The sequence below is a fragment of the Flavobacterium sp. FlaQc-49 genome (assembly GCF_044005985.1).
GTDB classification, from domain to species: Bacteria; Bacteroidota; Bacteroidia; order Flavobacteriales; family Flavobacteriaceae; genus Flavobacterium; species Flavobacterium cupriresistens.
In genome coordinates, this window is record NZ_JBIPCS010000001.1 from 824,846 (window position 1) to 840,965 (window position 16,120).

Sequence of the window (16,120 nt, forward strand, 5' to 3'; positions counted from 1 at the left end):
ATTGGTTACAATTGGTACAATTAAGTTTTGTACTTTTATGAATAGCATACTATTAAATGCCTAACTTAAACAAAAATTATATGGGAAAATTTGTAATTACTACAAGAGCGAACGGTGAATTTCAATTTAATTTAAAAGCCGGAAACGGTCAGACTATTTTAACCAGCGAAGGTTATACTACAAAGGCTGCCTGTACAAACGGAATCGAATCTGTAAAAACGAACTCTCAGGATGATGCCAGATATGACAGAAAAGAATCCAGCAACGGAAAACCTTATTTCAATCTAAAATCAGGTAATGGCCAAATTATCGGGGCAAGTGAGATGTATGAAAGTACTGACGCCAGAGAAAATGGAATTGCTTCAGTAAAAACAAATGCTCAGGATGCTGCAACAGACGATCAAACGGCATAAATAACAACTATCAAACAAAAAAAGGGCTTGAAAATCTAGTGTTTTCAAGCCCTTTCTCTTTGTATTTAATAGCATCAGAGCACATTTACGAAAATGTACCGATGGTATAAATTAAAAGAATTAATCCTCCAATATTTCACAGGCAAAACCCAAGTTTATGATTTCGTTTTTGATAACTGGAATTTGTACCGTTTCAATATAATCGACGCGCAAAATTTTATCACAATCTTCCAAATCAAAAATAAATGAAGCGTTGGGAAATATTCTTTTAAGCATTTTTAAAATTCTGTTGGACTGTCTTTTTGAATTCACATTTGTTTTGAAAATCTCAATCATGATTTTTCTAATTAATGGCTATTGGTGCAATTAATCTTAGCTCAATTACACCTAAGAGGTTAAGTGGTCAGTTTTATTTATTCTAAAATTCAATGAAGCTGTTCTAATTTTGATCCATTTTGATTTTGCTTAAAATTTTATGATCAATATAGAATGTCCCAAACGGAACTATACAAGCCAAAAGAACTTTCCATGTTGTGGTTTTAAACTTCCAATTCTGCTCAACACCAACACTTAAGGTATTGAATATAAAAAGCAGAAATAACGCCCCATGAATAGGCCCTATCGCTTTTGTCCCCGCAGGATTATCAAAAAAGTACTTTAGCGGAACTGCTATAAAAACTAAAATCAATAAAGATACGCCTTCAAGAAGTCCCAGAATTCTTAATCGGCCAATGTTTGTTTTGAAAAAATTTATCATAATTATCTAAAAAAAGGTCTGTTTGCTAATGGAGAAAATGGCCACGGAATGGCTATGAAGATGATACTTACTGCAAGGGAAAACCAAAAAAGTATCGTTTTGAATTTGTCTTTGTCGGTTTGTTTGCGTTTTGCCACTGCCGATCCAATTGTAATCATAGCGATGGCAACAAGCATTAAAACCATATGGATTACACCGAAAAAAAAGGTGCTTAAATCTTTTGATCCCTCCGTAAAATTGTTCCAGTAATATTTAATTATGGGACTTTGAGAGTACAAGACAATTCCGATCATTAATTGTACGTGTGCAATGGTTGCGGTCCAATGTCGAACCAGATTATCCTTTTTAGAAAAGAGTGAATTATTCATAAAACCCCGGTATGCTCTGATAATGGAGTAAAATAAACTTAAAAGCACCAACCATCTTACGACGGAATGCAGCAATAGTAGTGTTGGGTACATTGTTATCTTTTTTAAAATAATAATGCAAATATAAATCAAAAACATACTAGTTAGTATGTTTTTGAAATTAGTTTTTTTCCAAACTTTTTAAGTAGCGCTTAAGCTCCTTTAAATAAACTACATAACAATCATTACTATCAAAAAGTTTTCCCAAATTTCGAATTCCCCAATAGCCAGACAAAACAAAAAGAGTTACTTGTTCCTCATTAACTTCGGGTTTAATAGCACCCGAATCTTTACCTTTTTTTAAAGCAATTTGCATCGCCTCTTTCACTTCAGCCGAAAGCTTAAAAAGGGCTTCACCAAACTGCTGGTTTATTGGCGGCATTTCCTGAGTCAAATTTCCCGCCGGACAACCGTATTTTCGAAGTAGAAAAGAATTCTCTAACAATAAATACTGCATCATTTTATAAATGTCGCTGACTGCATCCTTAGAATTCAACAATGGTTTTACAAAATCTTCCTGCATTAACGGATACATAATCTCGTTAATAACGGCCAATCCCATTTCGTCTTTATTTTTAAAATGATAAAAAAAAGCGCCTTTGGTTACATTAGTGGTTGCAATTATGGTATCAATACTGGTCGCCTGATATCCCTGAGTATAAATTAACTCAAATGATTTTTGGAGAATCGAAAGTCGTGTAGAAAGTGCTTTTTTCATAAAAGATACCAATTAGTATTCTTTACAAAGGAATATAAAATAGAGGAGCTTTACAAATACTGAAAATCTTAAATTTTTATTCCTGTAACATCTTACAATACAACTGGTAAGTTCTAGGAGTACATCAAACATATATAAATAAAAAAGTTGACAACTTTTAAAAAGCGGTCAACTTAGAACAATAAATAGGTTTTTCACAAAATCACTACTATTTTTAAAAACAGTTACAATACCGCATAGGGTAATTAATAACCATATTTCACTACAGAAAATGGTACACCATCAACGACACCCACTATCTTTTTAGTCGGGTAGCCCTGTCTGTTGTATACATAAAAATTTACTTGCTCACTAACAATGCCAGATTTCTGAATACTCTTTGATCTAACCACATTATTAATAGAAGGCATATAGCCCAATAACAGATTATAACCTAAAACATTCTTGAAATTATTATATTTAGTATCATACTCATAGCTAGTTGACCTCTCAAATACTGAATTATGATACGATTCGCCTTTAATTCTGTTACCGTCTTTAAAAAAATATTTACCCGAAAATGAGTCTTTCCCTTCTTCTTCTCCTGTTCGAGAATTAACTTTATAATGCTGATAGGAAACCGTTCCATCCTCGTTATGAACAAACTTTACAAGACTAAGATACTCATGCACAAAAAAAAATTTATAACTCAAACTCGAATAAATCTTACCATTATTGTAATTGTATTCTGTTCCGCCAAGAACAGCACCCGACGAATCAACATCTTCAATTTTTGTGATTAGATTACCTGTATAAGTAAAATTCTCCCTAAATCCGCCATTCCAAATAATGCTCACTATTTTATATCCATCGTATATAATTTTTTGCTCAATTACTTTATCTCCACTTGTAACCAAAACTTTTTTGACTAAAATAGAATCTGCTAAATTTGATGAATCATCATTATCATTGCAACAAGAAGTACATACCAAAAAAATAACACTTAACAGGCAAAAAACTTTTTTCATATTTGATTTTTAATAAATTTATAGTGACAAATGCAAAGCTAATAATCTCTATTAAAAAACCTAGTAAATAAGACCTCGATTCCCATTATTAAAGGGGCTTAAGAAACTAATATCATAATTTTTATTGGTCTCATTTATATACTCTCACTCAACCTCGAATAGTTCAAATCGATATATCTTATTTAGTATTCTTTTTGAAAACTTATCCAGAATTTTCCGTATTAAAAGAGTATATTAAATAAGATAATTAATTGACCCTCAAATAAAAAAAGTATTTAAAGTATACTGCGCCAAATATCCATTTCGCTAAATGGAACAATAAAAAAACATAAAAATTACATTAAAAATTCTACACCGAATTCCTGTCGATTTGCTTCTCCCGAATTCACAAAGTCGCGAAGTTAAAAAATCAGAACAAAACTTGGCGCCTCTGCGACTTTGCGAGATTTTTGCTACCCCACAACTTTTGAACTTTATCTGAAAAATAGTCTCTGCTCGGTCAACTTCTTTCGCATTATAAAACAAAAAACCCGACAGCTTTATAAAAACTGTCGGGTCTTATTTTTGAATACAAATATTATTTTTTTGATTCTTCGATAGAAACTTTTCTAAACTCTTTTAAAAGTTTTTCAATTTCTAAAGTTGATTTACGTGCTCTTGGTCCAGCAGCTTTAACACCTTTCTCAGTTAGTGCTTCTGCTTCTGCTTTGAATGTGTCGATTTCGGCGTTGATTTTTACTAATAGATCGTTCATGCTTATACTTATTAAATTAAGGCGCAAAAATAAAAGTTTGCTAGATAGATAACGCAAGTTTAATGTTAAAATTATGCCAGTTTTTACCGGGCCGCTTAATATTAAATTAACCTGCAATACTTGCTCTTAATTATCAATCAATTACATAAAAAATAAGCTCCGAATTTGTTGCAGTTTTTTTTAAAATTTTCTCTCTCACGCCATCTATTTCGGTTAATTCTTACCATTTCCCACCGATTTCAGGATAGTTTTATTAGTTGCTATCTTCAAAAATTGCAGAAAAGTGATATAGAAATACCTCCTCTTACAATGATTAACCTGGAGTCTAGTCTATTTAATGGGTTATTACTTTTTTTAAAACGTTTGGCACTTTGATAAAGTGTCGCAAAACCTCGTAGAGCTACAAGCGAAAAAAAGCCACAGATTAAAGGATTAAAGGGATTAGATAATCTGTGCTATTCTTTTTAATCTCAGGCAAAAAAACAATTCGCGCAAATTGGTGTAATTCGTGGCGCAAAAAGTTAGCCACGAATTACACTAATTAACTCATTCTAATTGACTTTTTAGCTTGGAATTTGGAATTTAAAGTAGCTGTAAATTTCTAAGAAAAAAATAAACCAAGAATACTATCACATATCTTGGTTTTTAAAATGCCTTCGTATTCTTAAACAAACCAACTACGCGCCAGAAAAAGCAATCCAATTTTTAAAGAAAATGTACAATTGGTTTTCTACCACAGCTGAATCCAAAAAAGATTCTATTAGTCTTTGTTTAAAATTTAAAGCCTTTTTAAAGTTGTATCTTAAATCTGCCATCAGATCAATACCCGTTTTTGAACCATCCAAAAGCACTACACCACTGAATTCTTCAAGAAAGGCTGTTCTTGCAAATAATTGCTCATTAAAAACGCAGACTAAAACATTTGTTTCTCTTTTATATACTTTTAATAAATTGACCAGTTCAATTTTGTTATACACTACAAATATTAAACCATCAAAATTCTCATCTTTGATTGCATCTTCTGTCAAAAGAGAATGGTCAACAAACTCAAATTCCTGACGCAATTTCTTTTTAAACATTTTCACAAATACTTTATTGGTATCACAGACCAAAACAGTTCTCTTTTCCATTGATTTCCTTGTATTAACTTTAGCCCGGTGGCTAAATATTTTTATTCAATTATTATCACTAACTACATCTCGTTTTAAAGCATAAAACGCTCCTATTCAAAATTTTAAATTTTCATAATTTCAGTCACATTATTCTCAACAAAGGCAATTAAATCACTCAGATTTCTGCCATTCTTGCATCTATTTGAAATAGATATAATGTGCTGATCAGTATCTTTCACATATAAAAAAAAGAAATCTTTGGTCAAGACTGCTTTTTCAATTTGGCTCCATTTATGGACAAAAGCACCTATCGGAGAATTTACACGGATGTTCGAATTAGTAAAATTGAGTCGGTATTTCCCTATGAAATTAGTATACCCCTCTAATTTTCTCATTAGCTTAAAAATGACTTTGCAGATGGTATTTACAAATGCATAATGAAATACAAAAAACGACACCATCAGCACTGAACTTCTTAAATACCATTTTAAAACATCATCATCACTTTTCAAATTAAAAAAATCAAAAAAGATGAAACCTACTAAAGCGATGGTAAAAAGAACCGTAACCCTTTCTTTGTATAAACGTTTAAAATACATCTTATTCAGTTTTTGTATTTCAGTAACATTTAGTTCAAACTCTATAGAAATTTTAGACGTATTCATATTCTTGACATTACTAATTAGTACATTTTATATTTTCTGATTTAAGTATTTCATTAAAACAGTATGCAAAATTAGAGGCGAGAACAAGTTTCAAATTACCCCCTTACGACATATAAATATCAGAATAAGACTTTAATTATTTAAACATAAAACACTGTAAATCAGTACTAAAAACAACAAACAAAACACTTATCAATTAAAATGCAACACTAATAAATACATCAAAACATCTTAACTTTTTATTAAAGAACTTTGCGTATGATAAAATATAAATACATACCATAATTATATTTTAAATAATAGAATGTTTTGTGACAGACAATTATATTAGAAATGGCGAAGGTGTCGGAGAAGAAAAGATTTTAAATAAATAATGAATTCTTTTGCTTACGAGTTAGGAGTAAAAAATATTTTTTGTAAAACAATAGAAATACCACATGAAAACAATTGAACACTCTTATAGTGCTGACTTAAGTTGGGTACAACATTTAACAGAACAATTTGGAGGAAAAGTAGAGGGTAACTTTATAAATGTTCCTGAGGATATCCACACTGGAATCCGTTATTTCCTTGAATGTGAAGAAGGAATTGTAGCCTATTATGTCAATGTAAAATACCATCAAGACGTACTCTTTACTCAAAAAAATTCAAGAAATGATTTTATTGCATTGTACTATGATCTTACTGAAGGTGACGCCAGTTTAGAAACCAATAATACAATCTTCGATATAGGACGATGGAAATATAATTTGGCTGTAATTGACGGCTCACTTCTAACTGATTTTCACGTCAAGTCAGGAAGTAATACTTATGCCCTTTGCATATTTATAAAAAAGAACGTCCTTAATACATTTGTTAAAAACAATACTCTTTTTTTTCCCGATTTACAAAAGCTTATCGATCCCGAAAAAAATACGATTATCAGAATTGACAGGATTGCTGATGAAAGTTATCATATATTAAATGACTTGCGCAAACTAAATGCCGGTGGGCCAGTTTTTGATCTAAATCTTAGAGCTACCGTACATCTTTTAATGTCTAGTTATATAAAAAAAATAGCACTTGATAAGTTTGTTATTCAAACTGTTAAAGAAACAGATCTTAAAAAAATAATAGCCATTCAAATGTTTCTAACTGAAAATATTGAAGGTGCTTTTCCTACTATTGCGGTGATGGCAAAAAATGCAAAAATGTCTGAATCAAAATTCAAAAATTTATTTAAAAAAGTAACCGGCTTAACACCAAACTCCTTCTTTCTGAATAATAAGCTCCTTCTGGCAAAAGAACTTCTTGAAAGCAGACAATTGTCAATCTCTCAAGTTTCAGATAAACTTCATTTTAGTAATAACTCCTATTTCTCTTCAAAATTTAAGGAGCATTTTGGAGTTTCTCCAAAGAATTATATTAAACAATTATAATCTTAAATGTCGCCACTAATGAAAAAAATAGCTCTTTCATATAACCTGACACCCGAATGGCATCAAGCGTTAGCTCAAGAAATAAGCGCTGAACTTATTGATGGAAAAATAATTGTTATACCAGAAGCACTTGGTGAGGGTCATTCCTACTTCACCCAGATAACTCCGGGGATTTCTGCATTGTTTATTGATTTTGTTTTAACCAAACCTATTGAAGTAAATCGATTAAAATCAGAAAATGATTTATATATTTTTCACTTCGATTTAAGTGATTCTCCCAATTCAATAGAAATTGATGCCGTAGAGTATCAAATCGATTCTTTTGAAAATCCGAGTTTCACTATTTCAAACAACAAGATAGAAAGCACTTTCAGACCTTTAATCAATAAACGAACAGTAGTATTACAACTACTAGTTGACAAAAAAGTATTAAATGAATACTTAAGAGCAGATACGATTGAAGAATATACCAAACGAAAAAATGAAGCTATGGGAAACTCCCATCACTTTTTTGATACTATTGACAGCAATAGCAATTTATTACTGAAATCAATTAAGGATAAATCAATTTCTGATCTTTCATTTGACTCTTTTTTAAAAGGTATTTCATTAAAACTACTGGGTAATTTTATAATTCGATGCGAAAATTCATCAGCAGTACAAAGTGAAGCAACCAGAATTGAACTGGAAGCGGTTGCAAAAACAAAAAACTATTTTTTGGATAATCTGACCAATTCGTTTCCTACCGTAAGTTTTTTATCCAAAATGGCTGGTATGTCTCCCTCCAAATATAAAATACTATTCAAAAAACAATTCAATAATTCCCCTAAAAATCTCTTTCTTAAAAAAAAAATGATACTGGCGAATGATCTTTTAAAAAGTGGGAATTATAATACATTGACAGAGATTGTGTATGAATTAAATTACACCAGACTCAATCATTTCCGATCCAAATATTATACTTTCCATCACAGAAAGCCTTCAGAAGATTTTGTAAGAAAGACCTACCAGACAAATAACAGAAGATATGCCAGTTAAACTCTAAAACGAGTACTACGATAAAAATACAACTTGTTATCTAATACTTTTTTGGAGTTTAGCCAGAGAAGGATCATCCAAAAGTTTTATTTGATTGATCACAATTTTAGCAATCTCCGTTGCTCCCAATAAGGAAAGATGAGTATCATCGTTTTTCTCTTCTTTATAATAAGGTACTTCTCCGGCTTTAAAATGCAAATGAAGTAATTTTGATTTTTCCACTCCGTAAGATTGTTCTAATAATTCGGTGTAATATTCTAAATCTATAAACGGTACTTTATATCCCTGTGCAACCAGCCGTGTTTCTAATGGATAATCACCGTGAGTCGGAAGCAATACACCTTGCTCGTTAAAATTTCGCCTGGCAATTGAACTTAGCAGTACAGGGACAGCTCCCTTTTCTCTACTTTCCTTTACAAATCGGATTAAATTATAACGGTATGCGGTATGTGGATTGGTGTATCGGGCAGAATCTCCTGTTTTCTCATCATTATGTCCAAATTCTATAAAAACATAGTCTCCAGTTTTAAGTTTTTTATAGATAGAATCCCAACGCTTTTCAGCGATAAAACTCTTTGTGCTTCGGCCATTTACTGCTTTGTTTTCTACCAGAATATTGTCTTTAAAAAAAGGTTGCAAAACCTGCGCCCAACCGTGTTCGGGATTTTTTTCGGGATCTTTTTTATTGGCCATGGTAGAATCGCCAATACAATAAACTGTCGTCTTTTGTGCCAGACAACTCATGGAAATTAAGAATATGAGGGATAGATAATAGTTCATTTTATTTAAAAATTAGAGTTTTACCGCAAAGCCAAGGTGTGTTAAGCGTTTACAAAAGTGGTGTTATTTTTTTCTCGCAAAGTCGCAGAGTCGCAAAGTATTTTCTAAGTTTTACTACTTTGAACCTCTGTAACTTTGAACCTTTGAACCTCTCAAAAAACTCATTTCGCTGCGGAGGGAACCGTCGCTCTTTTACCAATAAAAACATCACTCATGATCACATTTTCTGCATTTTCGTTAGATAGGGCATTTTTTGCTTCTTTTATTTCAATATTGTTTAGAAACACATTTCGAATCTTCTTCTCGGGAAATCCCTGAATGACTATTCCTGATTCTGTTGCTTTATTACAGGTGATAGCAGAAAAATGTATATTTGATATATCCGACTGGAAACCTTTTCCTTCTCCATGATAATTTGCTGTTATATACAAGCAATCTTCTACCTCATCCAGTTGGATATTTCTGACATGGATATTCTTAATGAAACCACCCCGATCTGCATTGGTTTTTATATAAATTCCTCTTTTTAAATAACCAACCGCTTTGCAATTTTCTACATAAACATTCTGAATTCCAGCTGACATTTCGCTACCTAAAACTACTCCATGCAGTCCTTTAAAATTGCAATTTCTAATTACAATGTTCTCACTTGGAGTAGCCGAATTGGCTCTTCCTTCATGATCTCTTCCTGCTTTAATGGCGATGTTATCGTCTCCGTTATCAAAAGTTACATTTTCAATTAGAACATCTTTTGCGTATTCCGGATCGATTCCGTCATTATTGTAATTCAATGATTTATAATGGACTCCCCGAACGGTAATACTTTCTGATTTTAACAGATGCAAACACCAAAATGGTGCATTTTCGATATGAATGTTTTCTACCAAAATATTTTTGCAATTAAAAAACTGAATCATTTGTGGCCTCAGGAAAAAACCTTCTCCAAACTTTCTGTCTTTTAATGCAACCGCATTGTGATTCATTTCACGACTTCTGTTTTTCCCTTCCGTTTCTTTGGCTTTAAAACTTTTCCAGATCTTCCCTCCTTCTCCGTCTATCGTTCCTTCGCCCGTTATCGCAATATTAGTACATTCATAAGCATAGATTAACGGACTGTAATTGTAAAGCATTGTTCCTTCCCAGCTTGTCAAAACCATCGGCAAATAGTCTTTCGGGTTATCACTAAATTTAATCTTTGCCCCTTTTTCAAGTCTAAGATTGACGTTACTGACAAAGTGAATCGGTCCGTTTAGTTTATAGATGCCTTTAGGTACAATTATGGTTCCACCCTTGTTCTTTTTGCACAATGCCATGGCTTTATCAAAGGCCAATTTTGCATTGGTTACAGAATCTCCTTTTGCTCCCAGTTCCTGAATATTTATTTGATAGGAAGAAAAAACCGGTAATTGAATTCGGTTTACAATAGCGTCTACTTCTGCAGTTGGAAATTCCGCTTTCTGAGCGAAAGAACTGCAAGAAATTAATAAAATAAGGAGGTATTTAAAATTCATTTGTATTTACTTTTATGAAAACCGGATTTAGTTTGAAAACCAGTTTGGTATTGTGTCCTGAAGTATATTTTCTATTGTATATTTTTCTGCTTCTTTTTTGGAAAGCTGATGCGACCAAGGCACTCTTTTATCGGGTTGATATCCTTCTCCCTTACAATTGTACTCGGCATAAAAGGCTTTTTTTTCTGCTTCGGGTTTAGACCAGTTTTGCCAGCCTTCGGGTCTTATATGATTCGCCATATCACAATTTATAAATACTGTTTTTGCATAAACTCTCCACGGTCTTCCCAGATAAACTGCCGTTGCCAAAGGATCAGCGGTTAGTCTGCAGTTTTTGAAAACAAAACCAAAGGCTGTCCCTTCTGGAGTTGAAGCGGCGGTAATAAAAGAATCTTTGATGCTATGGATCGTGCAATTTTCAAATAAAGTTGTTGCATTTCCAAAAATAAAATCGGTTGTTCCTTCGATATAACAATCCTTAAAATATTGTTTGGCATTTTCCCCAGATAGATATAAAGTATCCTGATTTCCAAGTATCAAACAATTCGAAATCTGAACGCGATTGGCTACCACAGACAACGCAATCGCCTGACCATTGTCTCCCGATGTATTTTTAATGGTTAAATTGGATGCTGAAAAATCATCCCCTTCAATCAAAACAGTGTAGGTGTAAAAAGTACTGTTTCGTCCTGAATTTATCTTTGCGAAATTGTCGTCAAATGTGATGATCGTATTTTCTTTACTTTCTCCTATTAAAGTTAAGTGGGTATTCCATTCCGGGATTCTCACTTTTTCGGTATAAATTCCGTTTTTTATAAAGAGAGTTACTTTTTCATACGGGAAGGACGGACAGGCATTTACTGCTTCCTGAATTTTAATAAAATCTCCCGTTCCGTCCTGAGCCACCGTAAAATAATGTTCTTTTTTCTTTGAAGGAGTTACAACTGTCTCCATTCTCACTCCGTTTTTTGCTGCCCATCCGGCATATTTTTTAAGAACTTCTTTGGGCTCATCTGTAAACCAGGCATAACCATTTCGACGCTCGGGGCCGATTTGATCTAAAGATTTCTTTTTAATTCCGTCACGATCACAGAAGAAAGGTTCATTTGTATCCAATTCCATAAATCTTGCCCAAATTGGTGCTCCGTTTGAGGTAACTATCATTTTCTTTTCTATGATTTTTCCGCCGTCCTTTAGTACTCGTTTTTCTTCGAGATTGGTAATTTTAGTTTTTTCAAACCACGCCTGGGCACTTTTTACAGCAGTAATAATTTCCGCAGAAGGATTCTCTATTGACATTAATAACAAGGTAATTTTAGCTGATTCTTTTCCGCTTAAAGACGGAAGTTCATAGGCTCTTGCTTTTGCCGGAGTCAACGCTATTTCATCATACTGTGCGCACCAGGCTGTTAATGATCCGTTTTGTCTGTATTGTGTTTTCAGGATACAATCTATACCTTTATTGAATGCTTTTTTAGTTTTTTCAACTATTTCATTTGATGGTTTAATGCTGTAGAAATCGGTTCTTTCACTAATTTGTTTCAGGACATTCAGAATATTAACCATCGAGTCATCATTGTAGGTGATATGGGTGTAATATCCTTTTTTTAACGGATAAAATTGCGGCCATCCTCCATTTGCGTATTGTGCTTCAAGTAAATAATTGATTCCTTTTAAAAAAGATTCTTTGTATCCTTCGTCTTTGACCTCAGCATACATTCTAGACATAAAAAGCATCTCTTGACAAGTCGCTCCGTTATCTGTTGTAGTTTCTAATGCCGTTTTTTTAAGCGCAATTAAATCTTTTTTTTGCTGAGAAGTTAATTCCTCCTGCATTTGTATGTTCTTTGGCCATCCGCCAATATCTCTTTGATACAACAACACATTTTCTGCTATTTTTTGGGCTTCAGCAGAAGCAAACCAGACAGCATCATTTTTACGAATAATATCCGACCAGTTTTTATAGGTGTTTTGGGCATTTGCTACAAAACCTGTGACTAATAAAACCAGTAGTACTATTTTTTTTTGGAGTATCATTTTTAATTTGTTACGTACTTAAACCCGACAGATTTGAAAACCTATCGGGTTTAGAACAATTTAATATTTTATCTGTTTAATTCCAGGGCTGCCAGAATAAAGGGGCCGGTTGCTTTTGGGTCATTATCCTTTTTTTTCTCGTTTACATAATACTCATATGAACCGTCACGATAGGGTTTTCCTCCTAGACCGGCTACCTGACAGGCTTGAGTAAGTGTAATTCCGCCATCGGCATCTGTTTTAATTAATTGTTGAGTCAGACCATCAAAGGCTTTGTTCGCCAGTTTTTTATATTTTGCAGGTAGGTATCCTTTGTTGGCGCCTTTTGCAAAAGCATAAGCAAACATAGAAGATCCTGAGGCTTCTAAATAATTGCCTTCCTTTCCACCTTTATCGGTTACCTGATACCATAAACCGGATTGATCCTGATATTTCGCTAAACTTGCAGAAACGGCATTTAAATATTTTACCAATTCTTTTTGTTTTGGATGTTCTTTTGGGAAATAATCCAACACATCAACAAGTGCCATGGCATACCATCCCAATGCTCTGGACCAGAAATTTGGGGAATTTCCCGTTTCTTTATTCGCCCATGGCATTTCTTTGCTTTCATCCCAACCATGATATAACAAACCTGTTTTTGGATCTGTTGCATGCAGTTGAATTTGTTCAAATTGTTTGGCCACATCATCGAGATTTTTTCCATCTTCGAATGTTACCGTGTATTGCGCATAAAATGGTTCTCCCATATACAAACCGTCTAGCCACATTTGGTTTGGATATATTTGCTTGTGCCAGAAACCGCCGCTTTTGGTGCGCGGTTGCTCGCTTAGCTGCTTGCGTAAGAGCTGTAATGCTTTTAAATACTTTTCTTCTTTTGTAGTGGCATAAACATCAAAAAGCAAACGGCCGGGTACAACCAAATCAATGTTGTATTTATCTAATTCATAAGTGTTAATAGTACCATCTTCCTGAACCAATGCATCCACATAACCTCTTACATAAGCCTTGTATCTTGGGTCCGGATTTTTTTTATACAATTCTTCGATTCCATGTAAAACTAATCCGTGAACATAATCCCATTTTGGTGTTTTTGAATCGTCGATCCTATAAGCCTCAGGATGTCGTTTCATTAAGGTCAACGTCATTTTGTCCGACCATTTTAAATCTTTAGCAATAACGATATCCTTGTTTACCTGTTCCTGCGCGATCAGTTTGCTGTTTGTAAAAACCATCAAGCAAATTAATAGTACCGATACAAGTATATTCTTTTTGTTATTTATCATTTTAAAAATTGTTTTAATTCTACTATTTATCTAATTCAATCACACTTAATAAAAAGGCTCCGATACCTATTGCCCCATTTTCTTTTGTCTTTGCAGTAAGGTAATACTCGTTTGTACCATCGCGGAAAGGTTTTCCTCCCAAACCAACATTTGAAGAAACATTGAGAATGTTTACTTCACCCGCTTTATTGACTTTTACAAATTCCTTTACAAAACTGTCAAATGATTTTTGAGCCGTTCGCTTGTAACTTGAAGCCAAATATCCTTTGTTTGCTCCTTTTGCAAAAGCATAAATAACCATTGCAGAAGCAGATGGTTCGACATAATTTCCAAATAATTGCGGTTTATCTGCTACCTGATACCACAAACCTTCGGCACTTTTATACTCGTTTGCATTTTTGGCTATTTGATTGAGATAGGCAACCAAAACTTTATACTTTGGATGTGATTTTGGAAAATAATCCAGTGTTTCTGTCAAAGCCAGCATATACCAGCCAATACCACGTCCCCAGATTGTTGGTGATGTTCCGGTTAGCTTATTGGCCCAACCAATTTCCTTACTTTCATCCCAAGCCTGATATACTAAACCTGTCTGTTTGTCTACTATGTGATTTTGTACCAACTCAAATTGTTTCGCAATATCATCCAGACTTTTCCCTTTTTCATACTTCATGGTAAATTGTGTGTAGAAGGGTTCGGCCATATACAAACCATCAATCCACATTTGGTTGGGGTAGATTTGTTTGTGCCAAAATCCTCCGCTGGCTGTTCTGGGCTGACTTTCTAATTGATTACGAAATTGCCCCAGCAGTTTTAAATAACGGGAATCTTTTGTAACCTCATATAAATTAAACAATAGCTTTGCCGGACTTAAATAATCGATGTTGTATTCTTTGACATCGTACTTTTTAATACTTCCGCTACTGTCAATTCTTTCATCGACATAGTCTTTTATGTAGTTCAGATATTTTTTGTCGTTTGTCTTTTGAAATAATTTTTCAAAACCGGACAATACAAAACCCATTTTATAATCCCACTTTGGTTTGTCATTGCCATCAAGCTGCCAGGCATTTGGATAGTTTCTTAAAACTGTAAGAGCTGTTCTTTCCGACCATTTTAACTGATCAGAGATAATCGTTTTATCGGAATCATTCTGACCTTGTGCTTTTATTTTACTGCCAAAAATCAACAGGAAAACAATAACAACTTTTATAAAATTGATCTTTTTAAAAACAGCTTTTATCATACTATTACATTTTACCTTTTTTGTTCAGTACTTCTAATCTTTCGTCCAGATATTTTACAAACTCTTCTTGTGTTTTAATACCGTTTACTTCTTGTTCCCAAGCACCTAACAGATAGAATGAAGTCCATTTGGTAGTGGGTTTGAATACTAACAAATAATCTAAATCGGTATCAACGGTATTTTCGATAGTGCTAACTTCGTAGAAAAGAGCCATTCCCAATTTATCCGGAACCAAAGATTGCTGACCATAAGTTGCTAAATAGGCCCACTTTTTATTCTTGCTTTCTTTTTTAAGCAATTCGGTGTTTTTTTGTTTCACGATTCCGGTACAAATTCCCTGAATTGCTGATGAAGCTTTAAAAGCATGTTGTGTGTACAGTTGGTCTGGTTTTATGGTTAATTCCGATATAAAGTCAATTTTATCTGAAGCGGTTTTCCATCCGAAATAATCAATTTTTACTACCGATTCGTTGGCTTTATTTGTTACATAGGCGATTGTTGAATCGACTTCGTGGAAGTGTAATTTTTCTTTGTTTAAATAACGATCTATGGATCCAATTCCGATTCCTTTTCCGGCTTTGAGGATATCGGCACCCCAATCACTCATTTCGTGATAGGAATCAAAATTGTCCTGTCCTACTTTTGGTAATATATTCTCAGTTGTTTTTTTTCCGAAAATATCAATCGCATTTCTCCAATCTAAATACAAGCGGTATCCAATTCTGTTGTTCTCCCATCCCGGACCTTCGTAGCGAATATCAAAAGAATGATCGGTATGTTCCGGAGCCAATTTTAGTCGGTCAACATTATTAAAAGTGGTTCCTCCAATGTATTTGCGTGCCTCCCATTTTCCATCTGTTTTTGCGGATATTTCGGCGTACGTTTTGTTCTTTTTTATATCATATTGCTGCGCATTGGCTGCTGTAAAACCTAATAAAAATAAAGTCGCTATTTGAATTCTTGCTTTCATT

General features: G+C 33.5%; 16 protein-coding genes. 3 read left to right on the forward strand and 13 right to left on the reverse strand.

The genetic code is table 11. The annotated features are described in order from the left end of the window. The first annotated feature begins 80 nt into the window (after positions 1–80). A complete protein-coding gene (locus ACHRV3_RS02845; protein ID WP_047777358.1) occupies positions 81–413 on the forward strand; it encodes a YegP family protein in 333 nt (110 codons plus the stop codon). A 439-nt stretch (positions 414–852) separates the two neighbouring features. On the opposite strand, the gene ACHRV3_RS02850 is transcribed toward ACHRV3_RS02845, so the two are convergent. The 7 genes from ACHRV3_RS02850 to ACHRV3_RS02880 form a co-directional block, all read right to left on the reverse strand. Next, on the reverse strand, positions 853–1,170 hold the full coding sequence (locus tag ACHRV3_RS02850) for a DUF3817 domain-containing protein (protein ID WP_047777274.1): 318 nt from the start codon (positions 1,168–1,170) through the stop codon (positions 853–855). A 2-nt stretch (positions 1,171–1,172) separates the two neighbouring features. Continuing rightward, a complete protein-coding gene (locus ACHRV3_RS02855) occupies positions 1,173–1,631 on the reverse strand; it encodes a hypothetical protein (protein ID WP_395442774.1) in 459 nt (152 codons plus the stop codon). 67 nt (positions 1,632–1,698) lie between these two features. Beyond that, a complete protein-coding gene (locus ACHRV3_RS02860) occupies positions 1,699–2,295 on the reverse strand; it encodes a TetR/AcrR family transcriptional regulator (RefSeq protein ID WP_395435678.1) in 597 nt (198 codons plus the stop codon). A 245-nt stretch (positions 2,296–2,540) separates the two neighbouring features. Further along, positions 2,541–3,266 carry a hypothetical protein gene (locus ACHRV3_RS02865; protein ID WP_395435677.1) on the reverse strand — a complete coding sequence of 242 codons (726 nt, stop codon included), beginning with the start codon at positions 3,264–3,266 and terminating at the stop codon, positions 2,541–2,543. A 613-nt stretch (positions 3,267–3,879) separates the two neighbouring features. Continuing rightward, positions 3,880–4,056, reverse strand: a complete 177-nt coding sequence (locus ACHRV3_RS02870; protein ID WP_047777269.1) for a histone H1 — start codon at positions 4,054–4,056, stop codon at positions 3,880–3,882. A gap of 677 nt (positions 4,057–4,733) precedes the next feature. Continuing rightward, the gene (locus ACHRV3_RS02875; protein ID WP_395435676.1) at positions 4,734–5,186 is read right to left on the reverse strand and encodes a hypothetical protein; all 453 of its coding nucleotides are present in this window, start codon (positions 5,184–5,186) and stop codon (positions 4,734–4,736) included. Between the two features lie 104 nt (positions 5,187–5,290). After that, the gene (locus ACHRV3_RS02880; RefSeq protein WP_131701544.1) at positions 5,291–5,833 is read right to left on the reverse strand and encodes a YcxB family protein; all 543 of its coding nucleotides are present in this window, start codon (positions 5,831–5,833) and stop codon (positions 5,291–5,293) included. Between the two features lie 437 nt (positions 5,834–6,270). On the opposite strand from ACHRV3_RS02880, the gene ACHRV3_RS02885 reads away from it, so the two are divergent. Continuing rightward, positions 6,271–7,251 (forward strand): helix-turn-helix transcriptional regulator, encoded by a 981-nt coding sequence (locus tag ACHRV3_RS02885; RefSeq protein ID WP_053004259.1) that lies wholly within the window; start codon positions 6,271–6,273, stop codon positions 7,249–7,251. 18 nt (positions 7,252–7,269) lie between these two features. Further along, positions 7,270–8,289: a helix-turn-helix domain-containing protein gene (locus tag ACHRV3_RS02890; protein WP_395435675.1), complete on the forward strand. Its 1,020-nt coding sequence runs from the start codon at positions 7,270–7,272 to the stop codon at positions 8,287–8,289. 36 nt (positions 8,290–8,325) lie between these two features. On the opposite strand, the gene ACHRV3_RS02895 is transcribed toward ACHRV3_RS02890, so the two are convergent. The 6 genes from ACHRV3_RS02895 to ACHRV3_RS02920 all read right to left on the reverse strand — a co-directional run bounded on the left by ACHRV3_RS02895 (position 8,326) and on the right by ACHRV3_RS02920 (position 16,119). Continuing rightward, positions 8,326–9,069 (reverse strand): rhamnogalacturonan acetylesterase, encoded by a 744-nt coding sequence (locus ACHRV3_RS02895; RefSeq protein ID WP_395435674.1) that lies wholly within the window; start codon positions 9,067–9,069, stop codon positions 8,326–8,328. Between the two features lie 161 nt (positions 9,070–9,230). Further along, positions 9,231–10,580, reverse strand: coding sequence for a glycoside hydrolase family 28 protein (locus ACHRV3_RS02900; protein WP_395435673.1), 1,350 nt, complete (start codon positions 10,578–10,580; stop codon positions 9,231–9,233). A 27-nt stretch (positions 10,581–10,607) separates the two neighbouring features. Further along, positions 10,608–12,617 (reverse strand): pectate lyase, encoded by a 2,010-nt coding sequence (pelA, locus tag ACHRV3_RS02905; protein WP_395435672.1) that lies wholly within the window; start codon positions 12,615–12,617, stop codon positions 10,608–10,610. Positions 12,618–12,685: 68 nt separating this feature from the next. Further along, positions 12,686–13,903 (reverse strand): glycoside hydrolase family 105 protein, encoded by a 1,218-nt coding sequence (locus ACHRV3_RS02910; protein ID WP_395435671.1) that lies wholly within the window; start codon positions 13,901–13,903, stop codon positions 12,686–12,688. 22 nt (positions 13,904–13,925) lie between these two features. Further along, positions 13,926–15,149: a glycoside hydrolase family 105 protein gene (locus ACHRV3_RS02915; RefSeq protein WP_395435670.1), complete on the reverse strand. Its 1,224-nt coding sequence runs from the start codon at positions 15,147–15,149 to the stop codon at positions 13,926–13,928. 4 nt (positions 15,150–15,153) lie between these two features. Continuing rightward, positions 15,154–16,119, reverse strand: coding sequence for a DUF4861 family protein (locus ACHRV3_RS02920; RefSeq protein ID WP_395435669.1), 966 nt, complete (start codon positions 16,117–16,119; stop codon positions 15,154–15,156). Between the last annotated feature and the right edge of the window lies 1 nt (position 16,120).

Coding starts and splice junctions, on each gene's coding strand:
- ACHRV3_RS02870 (WP_047777269.1), bottom strand. CDS start 4,056: ATGAACGATCTATTAGTAAAAATCAACGCCGAAATCGACACATTCAAA.
- ACHRV3_RS02855 (WP_395442774.1), bottom strand. CDS start 1,631: ATGTACCCAACACTACTATTGCTGCATTCCGTCGTAAGATGGTTGGTG.
- ACHRV3_RS02885 (WP_053004259.1), top strand. CDS start 6,271: ATGAAAACAATTGAACACTCTTATAGTGCTGACTTAAGTTGGGTACAA.
- ACHRV3_RS02845 (WP_047777358.1), top strand. CDS start 81: ATGGGAAAATTTGTAATTACTACAAGAGCGAACGGTGAATTTCAATTT.
- ACHRV3_RS02890 (WP_395435675.1), top strand. CDS start 7,270: ATGAAAAAAATAGCTCTTTCATATAACCTGACACCCGAATGGCATCAA.
- pelA (WP_395435672.1), bottom strand. CDS start 12,617: ATGATACTCCAAAAAAAAATAGTACTACTGGTTTTATTAGTCACAGGT.
- ACHRV3_RS02860 (WP_395435678.1), bottom strand. CDS start 2,295: ATGAAAAAAGCACTTTCTACACGACTTTCGATTCTCCAAAAATCATTT.
- ACHRV3_RS02880 (WP_131701544.1), bottom strand. CDS start 5,833: ATGAATACGTCTAAAATTTCTATAGAGTTTGAACTAAATGTTACTGAA.
- ACHRV3_RS02910 (WP_395435671.1), bottom strand. CDS start 13,903: ATGATAAATAACAAAAAGAATATACTTGTATCGGTACTATTAATTTGC.
- ACHRV3_RS02900 (WP_395435673.1), bottom strand. CDS start 10,580: ATGAATTTTAAATACCTCCTTATTTTATTAATTTCTTGCAGTTCTTTC.
- ACHRV3_RS02915 (WP_395435670.1), bottom strand. CDS start 15,149: ATGATAAAAGCTGTTTTTAAAAAGATCAATTTTATAAAAGTTGTTATT.
- ACHRV3_RS02920 (WP_395435669.1), bottom strand. CDS start 16,119: ATGAAAGCAAGAATTCAAATAGCGACTTTATTTTTATTAGGTTTTACA.
- ACHRV3_RS02875 (WP_395435676.1), bottom strand. CDS start 5,186: ATGGAAAAGAGAACTGTTTTGGTCTGTGATACCAATAAAGTATTTGTG.
- ACHRV3_RS02850 (WP_047777274.1), bottom strand. CDS start 1,170: ATGATAAATTTTTTCAAAACAAACATTGGCCGATTAAGAATTCTGGGA.
- ACHRV3_RS02895 (WP_395435674.1), bottom strand. CDS start 9,069: ATGAACTATTATCTATCCCTCATATTCTTAATTTCCATGAGTTGTCTG.